This is a genomic window from Mesotoga infera, assembly GCF_900157305.1.
Lineage (GTDB): Bacteria > Thermotogota > Thermotogae > Petrotogales > Kosmotogaceae > Mesotoga > Mesotoga infera.
Genome location: NZ_LS974202.1, coordinates 2,571,803 through 2,590,468, shown reverse-complemented (window position 1 = coordinate 2,590,468; position 18,666 = coordinate 2,571,803). Strand labels below are relative to the sequence as shown.

The 18,666-nt window shown below is 49.2% G+C and carries 20 protein-coding genes; 13 read left to right on the top strand and 7 right to left on the bottom strand.

What is annotated here, in order from left to right; translation table 11 throughout:
- Positions 1–151: 151 nt before the first annotated feature.
- From MESINF_RS11785 to MESINF_RS13580, 9 genes are all read left to right on the top strand, one after another.
- A complete protein-coding gene (locus MESINF_RS11785) occupies positions 152–2,008 on the top strand; it encodes a hypothetical protein (RefSeq protein ID WP_169700078.1) in 1,857 nt (618 codons plus the stop codon).
- Positions 2,009–2,013: 5 nt separating this feature from the next.
- Positions 2,014–3,759, top strand: a complete 1,746-nt coding sequence (locus tag MESINF_RS11780) for a class I mannose-6-phosphate isomerase (RefSeq protein WP_169700076.1) — start codon at positions 2,014–2,016, stop codon at positions 3,757–3,759.
- A complete protein-coding gene (locus tag MESINF_RS11775; protein WP_169700075.1) occupies positions 3,729–4,700 on the top strand; it encodes an ROK family protein in 972 nt (323 codons plus the stop codon). Before MESINF_RS11780 ends, MESINF_RS11775 begins: the two co-directional genes overlap by 31 nt.
- Positions 4,697–6,079: a sialate O-acetylesterase gene (locus tag MESINF_RS11770; RefSeq protein ID WP_169700073.1), complete on the top strand. Its 1,383-nt coding sequence runs from the start codon at positions 4,697–4,699 to the stop codon at positions 6,077–6,079. Before MESINF_RS11775 ends, MESINF_RS11770 begins: the two co-directional genes overlap by 4 nt.
- Before the next feature lie 129 nt (positions 6,080–6,208).
- The gene (locus tag MESINF_RS11765) at positions 6,209–6,769 is read left to right on the top strand and encodes a DUF2202 domain-containing protein (RefSeq protein ID WP_169700071.1); all 561 of its coding nucleotides are present in this window, start codon (positions 6,209–6,211) and stop codon (positions 6,767–6,769) included.
- Positions 6,770–6,876: 107 nt separating this feature from the next.
- A complete protein-coding gene (locus MESINF_RS11760) occupies positions 6,877–7,251 on the top strand; it encodes a hypothetical protein (protein WP_169700069.1) in 375 nt (124 codons plus the stop codon).
- A 334-nt stretch (positions 7,252–7,585) separates the two neighbouring features.
- Positions 7,586–7,753: a hypothetical protein gene (locus MESINF_RS13715; protein WP_231936757.1), complete on the top strand. Its 168-nt coding sequence runs from the start codon at positions 7,586–7,588 to the stop codon at positions 7,751–7,753.
- 183 nt (positions 7,754–7,936) lie between these two features.
- Positions 7,937–8,395, top strand: a complete 459-nt coding sequence (locus MESINF_RS13710) for a hypothetical protein (protein WP_231936756.1) — start codon at positions 7,937–7,939, stop codon at positions 8,393–8,395.
- Between the two features lie 223 nt (positions 8,396–8,618).
- Entirely contained in the window at positions 8,619–9,878 is a 1,260-nt protein-coding gene (locus tag MESINF_RS13580) for an Ig-like domain-containing protein (RefSeq protein WP_197712676.1), read from the top strand.
- 89 nt (positions 9,879–9,967) lie between these two features.
- On the opposite strand, the gene MESINF_RS11745 is transcribed toward MESINF_RS13580, so the two are convergent.
- From MESINF_RS11745 to MESINF_RS11735, 3 genes are read right to left on the bottom strand one after another with little or no spacing between them, the layout of a single operon-like run.
- Positions 9,968–11,170: a hypothetical protein gene (locus MESINF_RS11745; protein WP_169700067.1), complete on the bottom strand. Its 1,203-nt coding sequence runs from the start codon at positions 11,168–11,170 to the stop codon at positions 9,968–9,970.
- 1 nt (position 11,171) lies between these two features.
- On the bottom strand, positions 11,172–11,978 hold the full coding sequence (locus MESINF_RS11740; RefSeq protein WP_169700065.1) for an SDR family NAD(P)-dependent oxidoreductase: 807 nt from the start codon (positions 11,976–11,978) through the stop codon (positions 11,172–11,174).
- Between the two features lie 14 nt (positions 11,979–11,992).
- The gene (locus tag MESINF_RS11735) at positions 11,993–12,799 is read right to left on the bottom strand and encodes an acetoacetate decarboxylase family protein (RefSeq protein WP_169700063.1); all 807 of its coding nucleotides are present in this window, start codon (positions 12,797–12,799) and stop codon (positions 11,993–11,995) included.
- A 386-nt stretch (positions 12,800–13,185) separates the two neighbouring features.
- On the opposite strand from MESINF_RS11735, the gene lipB reads away from it, so the two are divergent.
- The 3 genes from lipB to MESINF_RS11720 are packed head-to-tail and all read left to right on the top strand — an operon-like array spanning position 13,186 to position 15,227.
- The gene (gene lipB / locus MESINF_RS11730) at positions 13,186–13,872 is read left to right on the top strand and encodes a lipoyl(octanoyl) transferase LipB (RefSeq protein WP_197712675.1); all 687 of its coding nucleotides are present in this window, start codon (positions 13,186–13,188) and stop codon (positions 13,870–13,872) included.
- Positions 13,865–14,734, top strand: a complete 870-nt coding sequence (gene lipA / locus MESINF_RS11725; RefSeq protein ID WP_169700061.1) for a lipoyl synthase — start codon at positions 13,865–13,867, stop codon at positions 14,732–14,734. The genes lipB and lipA overlap by 8 nt, the downstream gene beginning before the upstream one ends.
- 46 nt (positions 14,735–14,780) lie before the next feature.
- Positions 14,781–15,227, top strand: a complete 447-nt coding sequence (locus MESINF_RS11720; RefSeq protein WP_169700059.1) for a flavodoxin family protein — start codon at positions 14,781–14,783, stop codon at positions 15,225–15,227.
- 19 nt (positions 15,228–15,246) lie between these two features.
- Here MESINF_RS11720 and MESINF_RS11715 read toward each other — a convergent pair whose 3' ends face one another.
- Complete coding sequence (locus MESINF_RS11715; RefSeq protein ID WP_169700057.1) at positions 15,247–15,408, bottom strand: catalase; 162 nt, start codon at positions 15,406–15,408, stop codon at positions 15,247–15,249.
- A gap of 141 nt (positions 15,409–15,549) precedes the next feature.
- On the opposite strand from MESINF_RS11715, the gene MESINF_RS11710 reads away from it, so the two are divergent.
- Entirely contained in the window at positions 15,550–16,089 is a 540-nt protein-coding gene (locus tag MESINF_RS11710; RefSeq protein WP_169700055.1) for an HdeD family acid-resistance protein, read from the top strand.
- A gap of 97 nt (positions 16,090–16,186) precedes the next feature.
- Here MESINF_RS11710 and MESINF_RS11705 read toward each other — a convergent pair whose 3' ends face one another.
- From MESINF_RS11705 to MESINF_RS11695, 3 genes are read right to left on the bottom strand one after another with little or no spacing between them, the layout of a single operon-like run.
- Positions 16,187–17,584, bottom strand: coding sequence for an HD domain-containing phosphohydrolase (locus MESINF_RS11705; protein ID WP_169701066.1), 1,398 nt, complete (start codon positions 17,582–17,584; stop codon positions 16,187–16,189).
- 8 nt (positions 17,585–17,592) lie between these two features.
- Positions 17,593–18,036, bottom strand: coding sequence for a response regulator (locus MESINF_RS11700; RefSeq protein WP_169700053.1), 444 nt, complete (start codon positions 18,034–18,036; stop codon positions 17,593–17,595).
- Positions 18,033–18,650: a sensor histidine kinase gene (locus MESINF_RS11695; protein ID WP_231936755.1), complete on the bottom strand. Its 618-nt coding sequence runs from the start codon at positions 18,648–18,650 to the stop codon at positions 18,033–18,035. The genes MESINF_RS11700 and MESINF_RS11695 overlap by 4 nt, the downstream gene beginning before the upstream one ends.
- Between the last annotated feature and the right edge of the window lie 16 nt (positions 18,651–18,666).

The following is an 18,666-nucleotide window of genomic DNA, read 5'->3' as shown; positions in this document are numbered from 1 at the left end:
TAAATGCAAACGCTTGCATTTTTTCTTGCTCTAGTTTATATATCTTATAAATCTCTTCTGTTGTATAGTATAGACGTATTAATTATTTCTAGTCTTCTAAAATTCATCATTATTTGCAAATGCTTGTAATGAGCGTTTTAAGGAGGTGTGCATGAAAATCCCTCAGCTCGTCCTCTATTACAGCCATGAAAGCTGCCCGGCCAGGGTCGCGCCCCTTCCGGTCATCGCCTGGTTATGCAGGAAGAGAGAGATAGATTTCGACGGTTACTTCTCGGTAAGGCCCAGTCTCGCCGGGATCGGCGACTTCCTTCCTTTCGCCGGAAACAGACATGAGGAGCAGCTTTATTTTTTGAGCAATTTCTACGAAAGGATACTTTTCGTCTCCATGGGTGAGGGCGAAGAAATACCCTTCGAGAGGTTCTTCAAAGCTAGGAATTGTCAGTCTCTCGTGCGCTCTTCTGACGAACTATTGGAACTGTATGTCGAGCTTTTCGATAGCTTCGATGAACCTCTGCCGGCCGAGGCCGTCGTCTATCCCTCTCGCGAGAGGGATCTTCCTCTGGAGGCCGTAGATCTCGGCTCGTTCAAGATACCGGGCCGCTCAAGAATAGACAGCTTCCTGTACCCGGAAATACTCTATCGCGAAGCGCTCGCGATTCACCTCGAAGCCGGAGAGAGGCAGTTCGAAAAACTTCGCGGGCTTGGGGTGAAACGGCTCTTCCTCGCCTGCTGTGGCGATGAAGCGGCCGAGAAATTCGACCGTATGGGTTTTGAAACAGATACGATAGAGGAGCTGAAAGATGGAGAGACACTGCTAGATCTGACTGGCAGAATATCCCGACGCTGGGCCGGGAAAGGGCGGGGTGTGGCTCTGGGAAACGACCCGATCACCCTACGCTGGATGGCCAGATACCTGAGAGAGGATACACTACCGATTGCTGCCCTCAAGACTCTGAGAGATAGCGTTCCAGTCATTTCGGAGCTGGTAGAAAAGACGGGGAACAATATTGTATGGGGAAGCCAGATTTACGACGATGGTGTGATATCGGCTCTCTCGAAGAGAGGGGTGATTCTTGTTCTGGCGCACGATGTCGAAGTTGGTCTGACCGTGAAGGATAAAGTAAAACTACCATCTCTCTGGCTAAAAAAGGCGAAGGCACCCTGGAAGGAGGAGGTTTCCGACGAATACCTCCAGAAGAAACTAGAAGAGGGAGGCATACCCTTCGTCTTCATAAACTACGCGGCCGATCTTGGTCATCTACCTGTACTTCCCCGGTATCTAGATCTACACTCTATCGAGGGGATAAGAGATGGAATAGCCTTCCCGGCGAACTGGTGGGACTTCGCAGGTGAGACGCTCGAACAGTTCTTTATTCCACGCGATAGGGGAGGTATCTTTCCTTCGGGTGAAATCCTTCTCAGCAGCGCCGGTTTGGGTGTGGCCACCGAGGCCAAAGGCTACCTTCCGCGTAAGGTTTACATTGATTCCCTGCTGAAAGCCAGGCAGATCATATCAAAGCACTGTGGTGAGGCGAACGTACCGGTTGGCCACTATTCTTTCCAGGACGCCTGCCCGGAGTACAGGCACAGAAGTGCCGAGCCCGACTTCACCGTCTTGAAAGAGGCTGGCTTCGAATATGCTGTGAGTTATAGGGAGGAGGGAGAGTGGCCCCGCGTACTGTACGATGATGGTGACTTTTTGGTGTTGAACCAGCAGACGGTTCACTGGAGTTTCGAGCCCATGAGTGATGTGAAAAAATGGGAAAGAAGTTTCGATAACGTTCCATCAGGTGTTTGGGCCATAATAGGTCTGGATTCACCCTTCTGGGGAATGACGCCCTGCTATTTCGGCGAAGCATCGAAGGGGCTGGATCTCACCAAGCTGGTTCGGGCCATGAAGTATGTTTTGTCCGGAGGCGAGAGCGGGCGGCTCTTTATTTTGAAGCCCCATGAACTGGTCAGATTCGTCAGACTGCTCAAAAGAAGCGGAGATATTCGGAGGGAGTGAGACATTTGAGTTCTTCCATCGATTTTTCCGGTGCGATCAACATCTCCATGGCGGCGAACATTTTTGCCGTGAAAGGTATGGAGAGAATATTGGAGTTTCTGTTCGCGAGGCGGAGAAAGAGGCCGGAGGGGACTTTCGTTATCGCGATCGACGGTTTCACAGGAAACGACTGGAAGAGACTAATGGAAAGTATCGAGGAGTTTGCCGGCCGAAATCTTCTCGCGGTAAAGATCTACGACTTCGATAAATGCAGAAGAAGCGACGAAAAGATCGAAAGCCTTCTTGCCAGTTATCTGGGTGAGGACGCTGTTTTTGGCAAAGTCTTCAGGCGCGACATTGCGACGCTTTTCTCGAGTGAGAGTATCGCAGTCCTCAAGGCCGACATCGGACGGGAGAGAGAATCGAAGCGGTTGGACGCGATACTCGTTGTAGGCTGGGGTTGTGCACAGGTGGCCATGCGTGGTGAGTACGATCTGACCGTTTACTTCGACCTAACCAGGGAAGAGGCTTTAAGGCGTTATAAAATGACCGGGCCGGCTTTTGGAACCCAGAGCATCGGTCCTAAAAGACTGTACTACATAGACTTTCCAGTTTCGGAAAAACACAGGAGAAGGCTCCTCGACTCTCTCGACTTCTATGTCGATGCCGGTATGGAAGACACTCCGGTTTTACTCGGTGTAGAAGATCTGAGAGAAATCGCGCGTGAAATCTCCTCCAAGCCCTTCAGGTTGAAACCGATTTACGAACCGGGACCCTGGGGAGGACAGTGGTTGAAAAGAGTGCGACATCTTCCCGAAGAATGGCCTAACTGCGCCTGGAGCTACGAGGTGATCGCTCCCGAGATGTCGCTTCTGGTCAAGAACCACGAAACTACGCTGGAACTGCCCTGGAACCTCTTCTTCGATCTCGCACACGAGAATGTGATGGGCGAGGTGAGCAGAGATCTTTTCGGTGGAGAGTTCCCGATAAGATTCGATTATCTGGACACAATGGACGGTGGAGATCTCTCGATTCAGGTCCATCCGCCGACCGGCTACATAAAACTCAATTTCAACGAGAGGTACCACCAGGGAGAGATGTACTACATCGTCGATTGCAAGAGCGATAGGCGTGTTAACCTCGGTCTGAGAGATAACGCCAGCATCGACCAATTCAGAGCTGCGGCCGTTAAGGCCGAAAGAGAAGGCATCGCCTTCGATTATACTCAATACGTTCACAGCATCCCGGTAGCCAGACACGATATCCTCATGATCCCCCCAGGCACGGTTCACGGCTCCAGAGAAGGGCTGGTGGTTTTGGAGATCAGCGCGACAACTTACAGATACACCTTCAAGATTTACGACCATCTCAGACCGGACTTGAACGGCGTTATGAGACCTATCCACATCGATCACGCCTTCAAGGTAATCAGAACGTACAGACGCGGAAAACGGGTGGAAAGACAATTGAAACCGAAGCCATCGCTGAAAGCCTGCGGAGAAGGCTGGGCCGAATACCTGATTGCGACCGACAGAAGCTTTTTCCATGAGGTTTACAGACTCGAACTTGAGACGGGTGTCACCTTCGAAACCGGTGGCCGCTTTCACATACTCACGCTCGTTGGTGGAGAGAGCGTGAAGATTATCTCGGGCGGTAAGGAGTTGAGGCTCGGCTATTCCGAGACAGTTATAGTTCCAGCCAGTGCAATTCGTTACACGATCGAGGCCGGGGGTGGGGAAAGGTGTGTAATAGTGAAGGCACGCCTGAAATGAATCTCGGTGTGATAATCGCTCTCGACATTGGGGGAACGACCGTGAAATCGGTCCTTTGCGACTTCGAGGGGCGTCTTCTTTCGAATATAGACTACACTCCCATTGATTCCAGGGGCTCCAGAAGCACCATCCTGAATGTGTTTTCCAAAATCGTGATAGATCTTCTCGCAAAAGCCGACGAAATGGGCTCCCAACCATCCGGTCTCGTTCTTGCCTTTCCAGGGCCTTTCGATTACGAAAGGGGAATCTGCCTCATCAAAGGTGTGGGAAAGTACGAAGCGCTCTACGGGATCGATATTAAGAGCTTCTTCCGTGACGAAGTCCTCGCCAACAGGATTCCAGTGTTCTTTGATGCAGACTCTTGGGCTTTCACCCGGGGCCAATGTCTTGAAGGCGCCGCGCGCGGAGCTAAGAAAGTAATAGGACTGACGATAGGAACGGGGCTGGGTTCGGCTTTCGTTGAGGATGGCAGGATAATAGAGAATGAAAGGGGAGTGCCTCCCTACGGCTGGATAGGGTTCCTCCCCTGCGGGAAGGGCATACTCGACGACAGGATCTCCCGGAGGGGAATACTTGCAAGATATAGAGAATTTTCGAACTCTTCCACGGGCAATCTGGATGTGAAGGATCTTTTCGAACTGGCCTTGAAAAACGATCCTCTCTGCATAGAACTCTTTTGCGAAACTGGAAGCCTTCTAGGAAAGGCACTCGTTCCTTTTGTCGAGCTCTTTCAACCCGACCTCGTAGTAATCGGGGGGGAGATCTCCGGCGCTTTCGATTTCATAGCACCCTCACTAAAAGAGGAACTTGAAAAAGCCTTGAAAGTGCCGGGAATTGCTGGACTTCCCGGGGTTTTGAAGGCTACAGATCCTGAGAGATGCACCCTCTCAGGGTTGGCGTTATACTTTGTCGAGAGATACATGAGAGGGGGGAATGTATGAAACCGGGTTGTTATATCGACAGCGGTCCTTGTGACTGGCAGATAATCCAGCAGGAAAACGGGAGTGCGAAGGTCGGGCTCGCGGGAAGGTATCTCCCCTCCGGCGAGATACCGGATAGACAGATAGTCTTCGTCAGGGTGGTGCGCGAGGAAAGCTCCGATACCGTGCTGCCATGGCTTCCGGCCACGATACATGAGGGCCAAAGATGGGAGATATCGCTCGAGCTTCCTGTCGGTGGACTCTACAGGATAGAGACCTCTTTGAAACCCGACGGTCTTGGCATAGAATATGCCTTCAGGGGAGACATGGTACACCATATCGGCGTGGGCGAACTCTTCGTCATAACAGGTCAAAGCAACTCGGCCGGTTACGGTAAGGACCCGATTTTCGATCCGCCCGAGCTCGGAGTCCATGTGCTTAGAAACAACGGGAAGTGGGACCTGGCAACTCATCCTCTAAACGACTCTACCGGATCGATCCATCCGATCAACGCGGAGATGATCAACCCCGGCCATTCGCCTTATCTGAGCTTTGCCAAATACCTGAAAAGAGAGTTGAACAGTCCAATTGGCCTGATCCAGGCCTCGCTGGGAGGCTCGAGTCTCGGTCAATGGAACCCGGCTGAGAGCGGAGAACTATACGGAAACCTTCTGGAAATCGTTAAAAGCTGCGGAAGACTCAGGGGTGTGCTCTGGTATCAGGGTTGCTCCGATACCACAATTACTCTAAGTCAAACTTATGGCGAAAGATTCGCCAATTTCGTTAAATCTCTCAGGCGGGACCTAGCAACTCCGAACCTGCCCTTCTTCACTGTGCAGCTCAACCGTTTCGTGGCCGATCCCGGACCCTGGGGAATGGGCGACGAAGGCTGGTCGAGAGTAAGGGAGGCCCAGAGATGTGCAGCAAAGGAACTTCCGGGAATCTTCGTAGTACCGGCGATAGATCTGCCACTTTCGGACAATATCCACAACAGCTCTTACGGCAACGTGATGCTCGGGGAGCGACTCGCCAAAAGCGTTCTCAAACACCTGTTCTCAAGAGATCTCCAGGCCGACGCGCCAGATATAGCCGCTGCCCTGGCGACTGGAGGGAGAGAACTTCGTCTTATCTTCGACAACGTCAGTTCCAGACTGTACGCCTTCGACCTAAAACCCGGAGACCTTCCACTCTCCATTTTCGACGAATCTGGAGAGATCGAAATAGAAGACTATTCGATCGAGGACAATATGATACTCCTCCGTCTTTCAAGAGAGCCCGGTGTTCATGGGGTAGTCCACAACCAGTACGGCGCCAATCCCGGCTATCTTTCGATCATCGATGCGATGAGTCATCTACCGGCTCTGGCTTTCTACGGGTTCAAAATATCTAAGGACCTGTAAACTCTACATACTCGCGAAGACCGGCCCAGCATGGCCGGTCTTTCTCATGAAATTTTAAGGCTCTTCTCAGCAACCTCTAAGATTGAGGGACTAACATCTGTATGAAAGCATACAAAGGAGGGGGCAAAAATGAAAAGAGCAATGAACGTATTTCTGGTACTGATTGTATTTATAGCAACAGCGACTGCGAGTTCCACTATGAGTGAAGAAGCTGGGATAGCATATATGAGAGAAGAAGAAAAACTGGCGCAAGATGTATATAACGTTCTGTATGAAATATGGGGACTTAAAGTATTTAAGAACATAGCCCAGGCCGAAGCCAGGCACACCGGCGCAGTTCTCTCGCTGATCGAAGGGTTCGGTTACGAAGATCCGGCAGGCGAAAACGAAATCGGCGTTTTCAAAAACGAGGAGTTGCAGGCTCTGTACGACTATCTCGTCGAGATGGGAAGCGAATCTCTCCTGGGGGCCGTGAAAGTCGGCCTGCTGGTAGAAGAGACAGATATAAAGGATCTTGAAGAACTTCTCGAAGGCAAACTCGACGCGAGAACCGAAAGAGTATACAGAAACCTTCTCGCGGGCTCGGAGAATCACCTAAGGGCCTTCTACAGACAGCTCGAAAAACTCGGCGGCGATTACAGCTGGTCGGTGCTGGATTTTGAAAGGGCCATGGAGATTCTCTCGAAATAAGTATCAGATAACTGACTACCTGGCGGCGGGTTTTCCCGCCGTTATTTTTTGGTTGAAAGATGCGATAATAGCTCTATACAAAAATATATATCTCTGGAGGTAATTAAATGGGAAACATCGATGTGATTTTGTATGGAAAGGGCGGAGAGTCGGTCAACATCGCGGAGGTCTTCCGGAGCTGCCCTTACACTGTAACCTGCTCTACCTGTGGAGGATATGTGTGGTCCCATTTCAGATTGCCAGAAAATCACCTCTGGTGGCTGGAAGCGGCGGAAAAAGACCCGGCCGGCACGGTAGGACTGGAATCAATCGAGCTCCTGTTTCCTGAAAAACTAACCGGTGAGAGCGAATTCTCCCGGGGCGAGACATCACCGACGCTCGAAATATCGCCCTGCAAGAGCTACTGCCCAGAGTGTCCTCTTTACAGAACTAGATGCGAAGGCTGCCCCGCGACAGTTCATTACATCAAAGAGCGGTTTTGATCTTCTCTCGGCTATACTCGATGCAAAGGACCTGCGAAAGCTCTTCATTAGTATTCAAGCAGTGAGAGTTAGGTTCTGTACTAAGTGGCTTCGTTGTGTTTCTGATCATGCATTTTAATTCTATGTTGTGTCTATTAGATAATGAAATCCGGGTATATATCTAATCATCTTCCAAAATAAACATTACTTGTCGTTTAGACTATTTTCCGTGCGAATTTTGCAATTCTTTCGCCTACAAACAAGTTGTTGTTTGACCGGCTTAATTTTCTATACTTCGATCCGTATTTAATCTCTCTTCCCTTCTCCTGCTATGATCTCGATAGGAGGTGAAAAAATGAAACGATTACTGGTAGTTGTAGTATGTACAGTAATGCTGTTGACAATCTCAGGCTGCTTTCCCAGAGATAAACCGCTTCCGAAAATAGTGCTGATAGACGACGTCCACAACAATATTTCCATCAGTTCAATCGAAGAATATGCTACAAACGAGCTTGCCGGTTAATTCGAAGGCATAGTGACTATCCTCTATTCGAAGGGCTACGAAGTGGCGTACGCATCTGAAGTAGGATTCACTCCTCAGAACTACGCAATTGTGATTCTGTCGATACCCCTCCAGGCCTACACACCTACCGAGATAGCCGCTCTCAATAGTCAGCTAAGCTAGAAAGGCAAAATAATAATCGATATGCTCGTCGAAGTACCGCCGGCAAGCACTTTCTTCCTCGATGCCCTTTCAGACGGGCTGAACACCTGTATAGGCTTCGTGTGGGGGCTGGTAACGGATACTGTAAACAACATCGGCGGCAACAAGTTAGTGATAGCGTCCGATAACTTTGGTACCCATCCTATTGCTTCATCTTTATCGAGCAAAATCGCGATGACCTTCACTACGAAGCTCACAGTGGGAGGAAATGCCACCGCTGTTGTCTATGCAGAGGACTCTGCCGTTTTCCTGACGTATGTTTCATCGCTTGAAGGACAGGCTCCGATTCCACAGGTTTCCGATCCGATACCTATCGTCGCGGCGTCCAGTGTCAACGGGGGCAAGGTCGTCGCCATTTCGAGCGCTTACGCCTTCCACGGGACTTTGATGGGAATCGTACCCGGCAACACAGATCTCTTTGAGGCCATTGTGGACTGGTAGCCCGTTTAGATGATCGACCCTGCGAATCATTATCTTTTCATATTTTATCCTTCTCAGATTTCATAAGCGCCGGGTCCGAATAGTTTTTGGTCGGGTGGAATGAACACTCTAAAAAAGAACGTCAGTATTGATAGTTTGGGTTTAGAATCTATCATATAAAAGGAAGACACAAGGAGAGAATATTGGAATTACTCGCTTAACACATTCGAGAGGAGGTGTTGGTATGAAGAGAAGATATCTGGTTCTACTGGTAATTCCGCTTTTGATAATGCTTACTGGATGCCCCTTTCTGAACAAACTGCCGGTATGGACTTTGATCCCCAACATAGTTAGAAATATCGGGCAGGTGGTAAACATAAATCTTTTGACTTACTGTTCCGATCCCGACGGCGATCCACTTGTCTTCACTTTATTAAGCGGACCGGGAACGATATCGGGAAGTACTTACAGCTGGACGGTCAGTGCGCCGATAGGTGTGGTCACAATTACCATAAGCGCCTCTGACGGAAAAGGGCAGGTAAGCACGAGTTTCACGATCACTGTCAAAGGGGCACCAAACACTCCATCCAATCCATCGCCGGCGAACAACGCAACCAACCAGAATTATCCCAACCTCACGCTTTCGTGGACCGGCGGAGATCCCGACGGCGATGCGGTAACGTACGATCTTTATTTCGGAATTATTTCAAACCCGCCGCTCTTTGCTTCAAACCTGACTTCGACCACTTACAACAAGACCGGGTTACTGAGTAACACAACTTACTACTGGAAGATAGTGGCCAAGGACGGCGTCAACACCACGACCGGCCCCGTATGGGCTTTTACTACAAAGCCCTACACGATAGTCAACGACAACTTCGAATCGCGTCCGCTGGGAAATTTGAGCGCTGCGACTCTTCCCTGGGCTACATACTCAAAAGTCGATCCGGGATACTCGTATATTTCCGCCAGTTTCGGCTACGGCAACTCGAAAGGACTCACGTTCGTAGACCCTAATAGTGCAGGCAATTCGAAGATATCACGAGATATTTCGGCTTTGAAGAAGGGCTCTGTCCAGTTCTATCTCAGGGCCGCCGCCAATGGCAGTATCGGGTTTAGAGACAACGTAAGCTGGCTTCCATACATACTTTTGGGCGATATGGGAAGCGGTTACGGCCTGTATTCCTGGAACGAAAGCACAGGTCTATTTACCAAGATCATGAATGTGACGGCGAACACCTGGTACGACATTTATATCTATTTCGACCTTAACGCCGGTCAGAATTACTTCCGGGTCTATGTCAACGATGTTTTGAGAAGGACGGAGAATATCACCGGCACCTTCAGTGTGACCAATCTATCATTCTTGACTTTTTCGAACGAGGTTTGCGACTGGGCCGACATTGACAACGTGGTTATCACTGCACTGCAGCCGGGCTACACGACGTCCGAGGAAGCGTGGTTCGAGGAGTTCTCCGGCTCGGCCGATTCATCAACCAGATAATATGGAACACAAAAAAAAGCATACCGCTAAGGCGGTATGCTTTTTTACGGTTAAATATATACAATACGGTGGTTCGACTGGAAATGAAGCTATCTGGTGTTTTCCATAGTTTTGCTCATCCTGTCGATGACCGAGAGAATGTACAGCAGATACAGAAGCACCACTCCGTTGGCCGTCAATACTATTCCTATAACGAGGCCTGGAAGGAGAGATGAAATCAACATCGAAGTCCCGAACACTATCGAAAGAAGGCTCAGAACAAGCTGTGTTAGCACAAGTCTGTGTACGATCGGAGGTAGCGAAGCCCGAGGCTTTCCTCTGCCTTTCAGGCTCTGAAAAACAAACTTTCCCAGGTTGAGCAGCCCTCCAAGGATGTTTAGAATACCTATAAGGACTGTCAAAGGGAAAACGAGGATTTCGGGGATCACGCACGAGACGGTTCCCAATGATGCGAACAGGAGTCCGAAGAGAACCATGAGCCAGGTGCGGGGGAAGGGACCTATCGGCGTGCTACCGGAGGCCAGCATCTGAACCGAAAAGAAGACCATAAGCAATCCAAGCTGGGCGCTTCCTGAAAAGGGCAACATACGGAGGTTTACGGGAATGAGTAACAGACCCAGCAGTACCATGAAAACGCCGATAAGCAAAATAATCGCCCTGTCCATAGGAAGATCGACGCTTTCCCCGCCTCTTTTCTCGGCCTGGGGGTAAGCCAGATAGATTTTGCGCAGAACGAGGGCCAGATAGATTATGGACACTCCGTAGGTCAGCACGACCGCCGCGGTTACCTGAGTTGTGAGCAAGTTCCGGTTCAACAGAAGCAAAGCTATTACCATCGACAGAAGATAGACCAGTGAGCAACCGGCAATTAAATGACGAAAGATCCCACCGTATTTCAACCAGTTCATCAGTCTGTCCCTGGAAAGGATCATTTGCATGAACAGTAAAAAACCTCCCGGGCCGAAAAAAAGCATGAGGAGCAGTCGTGGTGTTTCGTTGAAGATATCTGGAACGAAACAGGTCACTATTCCCACGGCGGCGACGATGACACCGGCGGCAATAAGCAGCCATGTGCGCTTCATATCGCCGAAGGGAGTCTTCCCCAGCGAAACTATCTGGAGTGCAAACATCACCAGAAGCAAACCGTACAGGCCGTTTTCGTAATAAGGAAGTGATCCTGTGGCAACGGGAAAAAGCAAAATGCCCGTTATCGACACGATCAATCCCGCGATTATCAGGATAACTACCTCCAGCTGGAGATCGGCCTTGTTAAACAACAGGGATTTGCTCATATCAATAATAGGTTCCCTTCGTTCGGTAGTTTTCACGTCTTTCGGCGCCCAGCTGGCGGGCGAATTCATCGAATTTTTCCCTGTTTGTTCTGTAGGCAATGTCGATATCTCTAGCTGCCTGGGGCAGTACTATCAAAAGAGACTTTTTCTCCATCTCGTCGAGAATGTATTGAACAGCCTCATCGACGCTTATCGAATCGGGTGGAGGTGTAAGGTTGCCAAATATAGCCGTACGGACGTTGCCGGGACAGACCACGCTGAACTGAAGGCCCTCCGTTTCGAGTTCGTACTGCAGCGATTCACTCATCACCTTCACGGCGCTCTTGGTAGCGGCGTACAATGCCTGGTATGGCACGGGAACCAGACCTGCGATAGAAGCGGTGTTTACTATATGGCCCGAACCCTGTTTTCTCATGATCGGAATAGCCGTGTAAGTGCCGTAGATAACACCCATCAGATTGATATCGATGACATATTTCCAGATATCGAAGTTGACCTGCTCGGTGGGCAGAGTCATACCGATACCAGCGTTGTTGAAAAGGAAGTCGAGATGGCCGTCGAAATCCCTGGCCTTGTTTATGCACGCTTCGATTTGTTCCAACTTCGTCACATCGGAAAGCACCGGAAAGACCTTTCCGGGGAAGTTCGACTCCAGTCTTTTGGCTTCCTTATCGAGGTTCTCCATCTTGATGTCGCTCATAAACACGGCCATGGCGCCTCTGGAGAGAAGATGCTCCGTCAGGCCCAGGCCGATACCCGAGGCTGCGCCGGTTACAACCGCAACTTTGTTTTCGAAGTATTCGCTCATCAATCTCCCTCCTTTCAGGGTAGAATTCTAGAATCGCCAACGTTCAATCTGGCAGAGTTTTTGGACATTTTCGCTTCGGTGTATCTGACGACAGGCAATTCGGCCAGAGCGGAAATTATTCTGAATTGAAGGGGATGTTTCTCGTAATTCAGCTTTGTCCACTCCAAATAGCCATTACCAGTCCATATTTTGCTAAAGTAGGCCTCTTGCGGGTATAAAGTGACATGGCTCAGACTCGCCCCGGCTTTGCCGAGATTGGGTATGTAACGCCAGCCGAAGAAATTGATCTTTGGGTTCTTGTTTGCCTCTTTTACAGCTTCATCATCGAGTTCGCCGGTCTTAACGAAATCGAGCTTCAAAAAGGTGTAGCTTTCGTAACTGGCGGCCGTGAACCAATGATCTTCTAGGTGCCGCTCACAGCAGATATCTGCGAAGACCTTGGGCATTCCATCCTCTTCCCGTCCACCGATTATCGGACAGGTTTTGTTTTCCCAGATTACAAAGACATATTGGCCTTCCAGGCCCTCGGAATTGCCCATATATCTCACAGGTGAACCGACCTGTATCAATCTGTACTCGCCGCCAGCCATCCAATCTACATCGCGACAATTCGAATACTGAACGTTGACCACTGGTTCCAGAAGCTCGAAATCATGCGGGATGATTTCCAGCAAGGCTTCTTGATCCGTTTCGAATTGAATACTGATACCCGTCATGTCTCGGTAAATGGTTCTCACCGGGTAGAAAGGATCTCCACCGAAATGGACCGGCATTTTGTAAACGTAATCGTCCTTCAGTTTGAATTTCCCTCTACTTGACATCGATACCTCCTTTTAGACTGCAAGTAAAACCTAAAACCTGTGCTGCAATCGCAAGTCCTGACGATCGCAGGTTGCGACTGGTTGGAGTTTTCATCTATTTTTATGTAAAGAGTGTACAGAACTGTTCAATTTGCGATCGGTTTCTAGCTTTAAACATTACACGTAAATATGAAAACATATTCGTCCATGAAAAGGATCTCCTCTCAAGAGTGTTCAGAGTCGATAATATTTGTTTTGAGGAGACAAAGGTCATCGTTTTACTATCTGATATTACAATATTTCTCGCAGTTTCAAGCAATCGAAGAAATCTCTGGAATTCACGATATCCGAAGCGCTTTGAAACAATAACCCCGAACGGTGCTACAATTTCAAAAGGTGGAGGTCTTATGCATCGAAATTGCATGGAAATTAGAATCGAGGGTTTAACCGGTTACGGCGAGGGGCTGTCTCTACAAAAAAGAGCCCTGGAAAGAGTTGAATCATCTGAAGTAGATGGTGTGATAATCATGCTTGAACACAGACCGGTTTTCACTACCGGCAGGTCCGGAGGTGTGGAAAACCTTCTCGTCGATAGCGATGAGCTCACGCGGCTGGGCATAGAGTTACACCGTGCCGACAGGGGAGGGAACATCACATATCATGGACCGGGGCAGCTTGTGGCTTATCCGGTATTCAACCTGGGAAAGTGGAGAAAGGATCTTCCCTGGTACGTTTCTTCTCTCGAAGAGGTCGTGATTCAGGTTCTGTCGGATTATGGCATCGAAGCGTTGAGGAAACCCAAATACAGGGGAGTGTGGGTAGGCGAAAGAAAGATCGCGGCCGTCGGCATCGCCGTCAAAAGGTGGATAACCACGCACGGACTGGCTTTCAACATAGAAGTGAATAAAAGTCACTTCGAACTCATCAATCCCTGTGGTTTGAAGGGATTGTCCGTCTCCTCGCTAAACGATTTGATCTCACCTGTGTGTTTTTCCGAAGTGGTGGATAAAATGGAGGAGAAGTTCTCACTGGTCTTCGATACAAAGTTCATAAAGGTCTCCAGAGGATGGCTGGATGGTGATGCAAATGCGTGAGAGAAAACCCGACTGGCTTAAAGATATGATCGCGCTTGACAGAAAAGACTTGAGAGAAGTGAAGCTTACGCTTCGCGGGTTGAATCTGCATTCGGTATGCGAGGGGGCAAGATGTCCGAATATCGGGGAATGCTTCACCTCGAAAACTGCCACTTTCATGATACTGGGCGATACGTGTACCAGAAACTGCCGTTTCTGTGCGGTGAAGAAGGGGATTCCCGCTTTGCCCGATAAACGTGAGCCTGAGAATATCGCAAAAGCTGCCAATTTGATGGGTTTGAAGCATATCGTTGTGACTTCGGTAACCAGGGACGATCTTCCGGACGGCGGCGCACATCAGTTCAAAGAAGTGATTCGAACTCTCAAAAGGGAGTGCCCGGGTACAACGGTGGAGGTTCTGATACCCGACCTACGTGGAGACTGGAAAGCGCTTGCAGAAATAGTGGAAGAACACCCGGACTTGTTGAACCACAACCTCGAAACCGTACCGTCCCTATACGATTCCGTTCGTCCTCAGGCCGATTATGGGCGTTCGATAAAGCTTTTGAAGAGCGCGAAAGAGATGGACAGTACGCTAATCACCAAATCCGGAATCATGGTTGGACTGGGAGAGAAGGATGAAGAAGTGCTCGGGGTGATGGACGATCTTCTTGAGGCCGGTTGCTGCTTGCTCACGATTGGGCAGTATTTGCGTCCATCTCTTGAACATCTACCCGTTGTGGAGTACGTGAGGCCGGAAAAGTTCGAATTTTACAGGGAAAAGGCCCTCGAAAAGGGCTTTTCATTCGTGTCGTCCGGGCCACTTGTAAGGAGTTCGTATCATGCTGCCGAACTTTTCGCGGAATCAAAAACGCATAAGTAAAGGAAAATGGCAACGCATCAGTATACGACACGGGAGGTGATGGGTCGTGAATATAGGCATCGTCGTTTACTCGCAGATGGGGCATACACTGTCGGTGGCATCAAAATTAGCCGAGAAGCTCTCATCTCTGGGACACAGAACTTCTTTGAAGAGGCTGGAGGGTGAAGATTTCAAAATCGACGAGTTCGAGGCCGTCATCTTCTGTTCGCCCGTACACGGCGGTGAACCAGCCCAACAGATCAAGGACTATTTGAATCGTATCCCCTCTTTGGAAGGGAAAAAAGCGGCCTGCATTGCAACTGGCGTCTTTCCGGCGGGTATGGGTAGAAACAAAACTCTGGAGAGCATGAAGAGGCTTTGCGAATCGAAAGGCGCCACGGTTTGCGGTGTTGCGAGCGTTGGCTGGTGGAGCCTCAAGCGAAGCGTTCAGATAAGAGAGGCCGTAGAAAGCGTCGCATCTTTTCTAAAGAGTGGCGCACTGCAAAGCCGGTAGCATCTATCCGGTCGAGTTTCTATTTCACCTCATCAAGAGATATACATGTGGCCACCGCTACGCCCTTAGTCATGACCCGTATGGACATCATCCACTTTTGGAACTCTCCCATTTCGATGCTCTCGTAAAGGTCTCTGATGACTATCGCGATCCTTGCCGATGATTGCTTTAACTTCGGCAAATGAATCGCCCTTCAAAAACTTGACTTGAAAGGGCCTAAATATATATAATCATCCTATTTAAGAGCAATGTCGATTTACTGAACCAGGTGAACTGAAAGATTTTCCGGTCAAAAAACGTGGCACCAAAAGGGGTGGTTTCTATGGCAGAAAAAAAGAGTTTCAACTGGATCTCGCTACTGGTCGGAATCGTTTTGATCGTGGGTAGTGTTTTTGCGTTTATGAACCCGGTCGCCACTTTCCTGACTCTGGCTATCATGCTCGGCATCGTCGCAGTTGTCCGTGGTCTCATGCTGATAATAGCCTTTTTCAGGGTTAACGACAGAACGACCATCAAGGTGTGGTTTTTTCTCATAGTCGGCATCTTGCTCACGATCCTCGGCATAATCTTTCTTTTCAGACCGGCCTTCGCCGCGGTTGTCTTCGCAATAATGGTTGCCGTCTGGTTCATAGTCGATGCTGTCAACAACCTGATCAACATCGATCGCATAAAACCCGCCGGAAAGGGTATTTATTTTCTCAGCATCGTCCTCAACCTTTTACTGCTGGTAGGCGGTATCATAATAGCCCTGCACCCCTGGATAGTGGGAATCTCCATACCTATAATAATCGGCATCGCACTTATGGCATCAGGTATCCAGCATCTGGTACTGGCTTTCTTCGGACCACGCGATCTTGTCTGAAAGAAGAATCAACGAACCTCGCCGTTTTCTTTAAAGAATCCGGGTACGGAAAGCCCGTACCCGGATTCTCGTTTCGGGTGGAAAGCCAGAGCGATGGCTAGTTCTTCGATGCGTCCTGTTTAAAGTCGAAGCCACCTTCTATCAATTCGATGCAGACCTCTACGATCCTAGAATCGAAGGCTGTACCGGATTTGTCACGAATCTCTTCTAATGCCGTCTCCATTTTGTAGGCCGGCCTGTACGGTCTGTGAGAGGTCATCGCTTCAACTACGTCCGCAACGGCGATAATTCTGGCCTCGACGCATATTTCATTTCCCTTGAGCTTACCGGGATAGCCGGAGCCGTCGAGTCTTTCGTGATGTTGGTGAATTATTTCCGCGACTGGCCAGGGAAGGCGAGTGTTTCTTAGTATGTTGTAACCAATTGTGCTGTGCTGCTGAATCAGGCTGAACTCTTTGTCGTTCAACTTGCCCGGTTTGGAGAGGATTTCGGCAGGTATGGCTATCTTTCCTATATCGTGTAGTAGTCCGGCGACTTTAACGGCCTCAATGCTGGTGCCGTTCAGGCCGATTTTCTCGGCTATCTTGGAGGATAGCCTGCTCACATTGCGATGATGGTATTCGATGTAAGGATCTCTCGCCGTTAGTATATCGGAAACCACGGTTATTATGGAGTAAAAGGCCTCTCTGATCCTTTCGGCTGCCTCATGTCTTTCGGTGACATCACGGGCTATGCCTTCGAAAGCGGTCAGCCTCCCGTTGTCGTCGAAGATGCGGACATTCTGTTGCTCGATCCAGACGATCTTTCCATCCTTCCTCACCCACCTCATAGTCAATGTTTCACTCTGTTGGGAGGTAGCGCTAGAATTCGTAAGATTCAAGAGCCTTTCTCTATCTTCGGGATGAACGATTCTGGTTATCAGATCGGGATCTTTGTAGAAATTATCTGGTGAATAGCCTGTGATGCGTACCGATGCAGGACTGACATAGCTGAATCCTTCTTCTGGATAGAGCTCATACCTGTAAATTAAATCGTTAGCCTTTTCGGCCAGCAGCCTGAACTTCCTCTCGCTCTCGATCAAAGCCTTTTCGGCTTTCTCTTTGGCAATTTTGATCTCTTTTTTCTCCAACGCCTCAACGACCGCGTATGGCAGTCTTGCCATGTGCTCTTTTATCACATAATCGATCGCTCCGGCCTTCATGCATTCGGCAGCGGTATCTTCGTTCATTGAACCTGTCAAGATGATAACCGGAAGCTCTGGGGCGTTTTTGAGTACCAGCTCGATCACCCTCATTCCGTCAAAGCCTGGCATAAGGTAGTCCGAGATAACGAGGTCGGGTGAGAACCCCCTCAGTTTTTCAATGAAATCACGTTCCGTGTCTACTACGGCGACTTCAATTTCTGGAAACACTCTGGCGATCTCCCATTTGGCCAGATCGACGTCCGTCGATAGATCTTCTGCGAAAAGGATTTTTATCTTGCCTTTTTTAATCATCTTCAAACTCACCTCGATGGAAGCCTGTTAAGCACCAGCCAGTAATCGTTCATCTGTCTCAATGACTGAATGAAGTTCTCAAAATTAACAGGCTTCACGATATAACTGTTCGCCCCGAGTTTGTAAGATTCTTCGATATCTTCCTCCTGGGTGGAAGAGGTAAGAATAACGACCGGTATCATGCTTGTCCTCGGATCTTTCTTGATTTCCCTGAGGACTTCTATACCGCTGACTTTCGGAAGTTTCAAGTCCAGTAAGATCACCTTGGGAGAGCAAATGACGCTACGATCTCTATACTTGCCCCGGGCAAATATGAAATCGAGCGCCTCCTCTCCGTCTTCGGCGACCACTATATTGTTTGCCAGTTTGTTCTTTTTGAGGGCTCTCAGTGTGAGTTCGATATCCTCGGGGTTGTCTTCCACCAGAAGTATCTCGACTACGCTATCGTTCATCGCTTCCACCTCTCGGGGATGGAGAAATAGAAAGTCGCTCCTTGACCCTCTTCGCTTTCGGCCCTTACGGTACCTCCATGCCTGTGAATTATCCTCTGAACTGTCGAAAGGCCAACACCAGTTCCTTCAAACTCCTTGGAGCTGTGAAGCCTCTGAAAGACTTCGAAGACTTTGTTCTCGTATTTCTGGTTGAACCCTACACCGTTGTCCTTCACGTAGTATGTGTTGATTCCATTCTCAGAATAGCCACCGACTTCTATGGTTATAACCTCCCTGGGAGCTGAGAACTTCAAGGCGTTTGAAAGCAGATTTATCCATACCTGTTTCATCATGACGCTGTCTCCATAGACCTCCGGAAGGTTCTGCAGCGTGAATCTAACTTTCTCGCGAATTTGGACAGTAGCCACTTCATTGAATATCGAATTTACCATCGCGACCATGTCTATCTTCGACTTCACAAGTTCGGCCCTGTTCAACCTGGACAGGGCCAATAGCTCTAGAATCAACTGGTCCATCTTCTTTATATTGCGCTTTATTACATCCAGTAGCCTCAACCCTTCACCGTCGAGCACGTTCGCGTAATCTTCCTCGATTATTCTAGAATACCCATCCACTGCCCGCAAAGGTGCT

Coding starts and splice junctions, on each gene's coding strand:
- MESINF_RS11785 (WP_169700078.1), top strand. CDS start 152: ATGAAAATCCCTCAGCTCGTCCTCTATTACAGCCATGAAAGCTGCCCG.
- MESINF_RS11770 (WP_169700073.1), top strand. CDS start 4,697: ATGAAACCGGGTTGTTATATCGACAGCGGTCCTTGTGACTGGCAGATA.
- MESINF_RS11765 (WP_169700071.1), top strand. CDS start 6,209: ATGAAAAGAGCAATGAACGTATTTCTGGTACTGATTGTATTTATAGCA.
- MESINF_RS11760 (WP_169700069.1), top strand. CDS start 6,877: ATGGGAAACATCGATGTGATTTTGTATGGAAAGGGCGGAGAGTCGGTC.
- MESINF_RS13715 (WP_231936757.1), top strand. CDS start 7,586: ATGAAACGATTACTGGTAGTTGTAGTATGTACAGTAATGCTGTTGACA.
- MESINF_RS13710 (WP_231936756.1), top strand. CDS start 7,937: ATGCTCGTCGAAGTACCGCCGGCAAGCACTTTCTTCCTCGATGCCCTT.
- MESINF_RS13580 (WP_197712676.1), top strand. CDS start 8,619: ATGAAGAGAAGATATCTGGTTCTACTGGTAATTCCGCTTTTGATAATG.
- MESINF_RS11745 (WP_169700067.1), bottom strand. CDS start 11,170: ATGAGCAAATCCCTGTTGTTTAACAAGGCCGATCTCCAGCTGGAGGTA.
- MESINF_RS11740 (WP_169700065.1), bottom strand. CDS start 11,978: ATGAGCGAATACTTCGAAAACAAAGTTGCGGTTGTAACCGGCGCAGCC.
- MESINF_RS11735 (WP_169700063.1), bottom strand. CDS start 12,799: ATGTCAAGTAGAGGGAAATTCAAACTGAAGGACGATTACGTTTACAAA.
- lipB (WP_197712675.1), top strand. CDS start 13,186: ATGCATCGAAATTGCATGGAAATTAGAATCGAGGGTTTAACCGGTTAC.
- lipA (WP_169700061.1), top strand. CDS start 13,865: ATGCGTGAGAGAAAACCCGACTGGCTTAAAGATATGATCGCGCTTGAC.
- MESINF_RS11710 (WP_169700055.1), top strand. CDS start 15,550: ATGGCAGAAAAAAAGAGTTTCAACTGGATCTCGCTACTGGTCGGAATC.
- MESINF_RS11705 (WP_169701066.1), bottom strand. CDS start 17,584: ATGATTAAAAAAGGCAAGATAAAAATCCTTTTCGCAGAAGATCTATCG.
- MESINF_RS11700 (WP_169700053.1), bottom strand. CDS start 18,036: ATGAACGATAGCGTAGTCGAGATACTTCTGGTGGAAGACAACCCCGAG.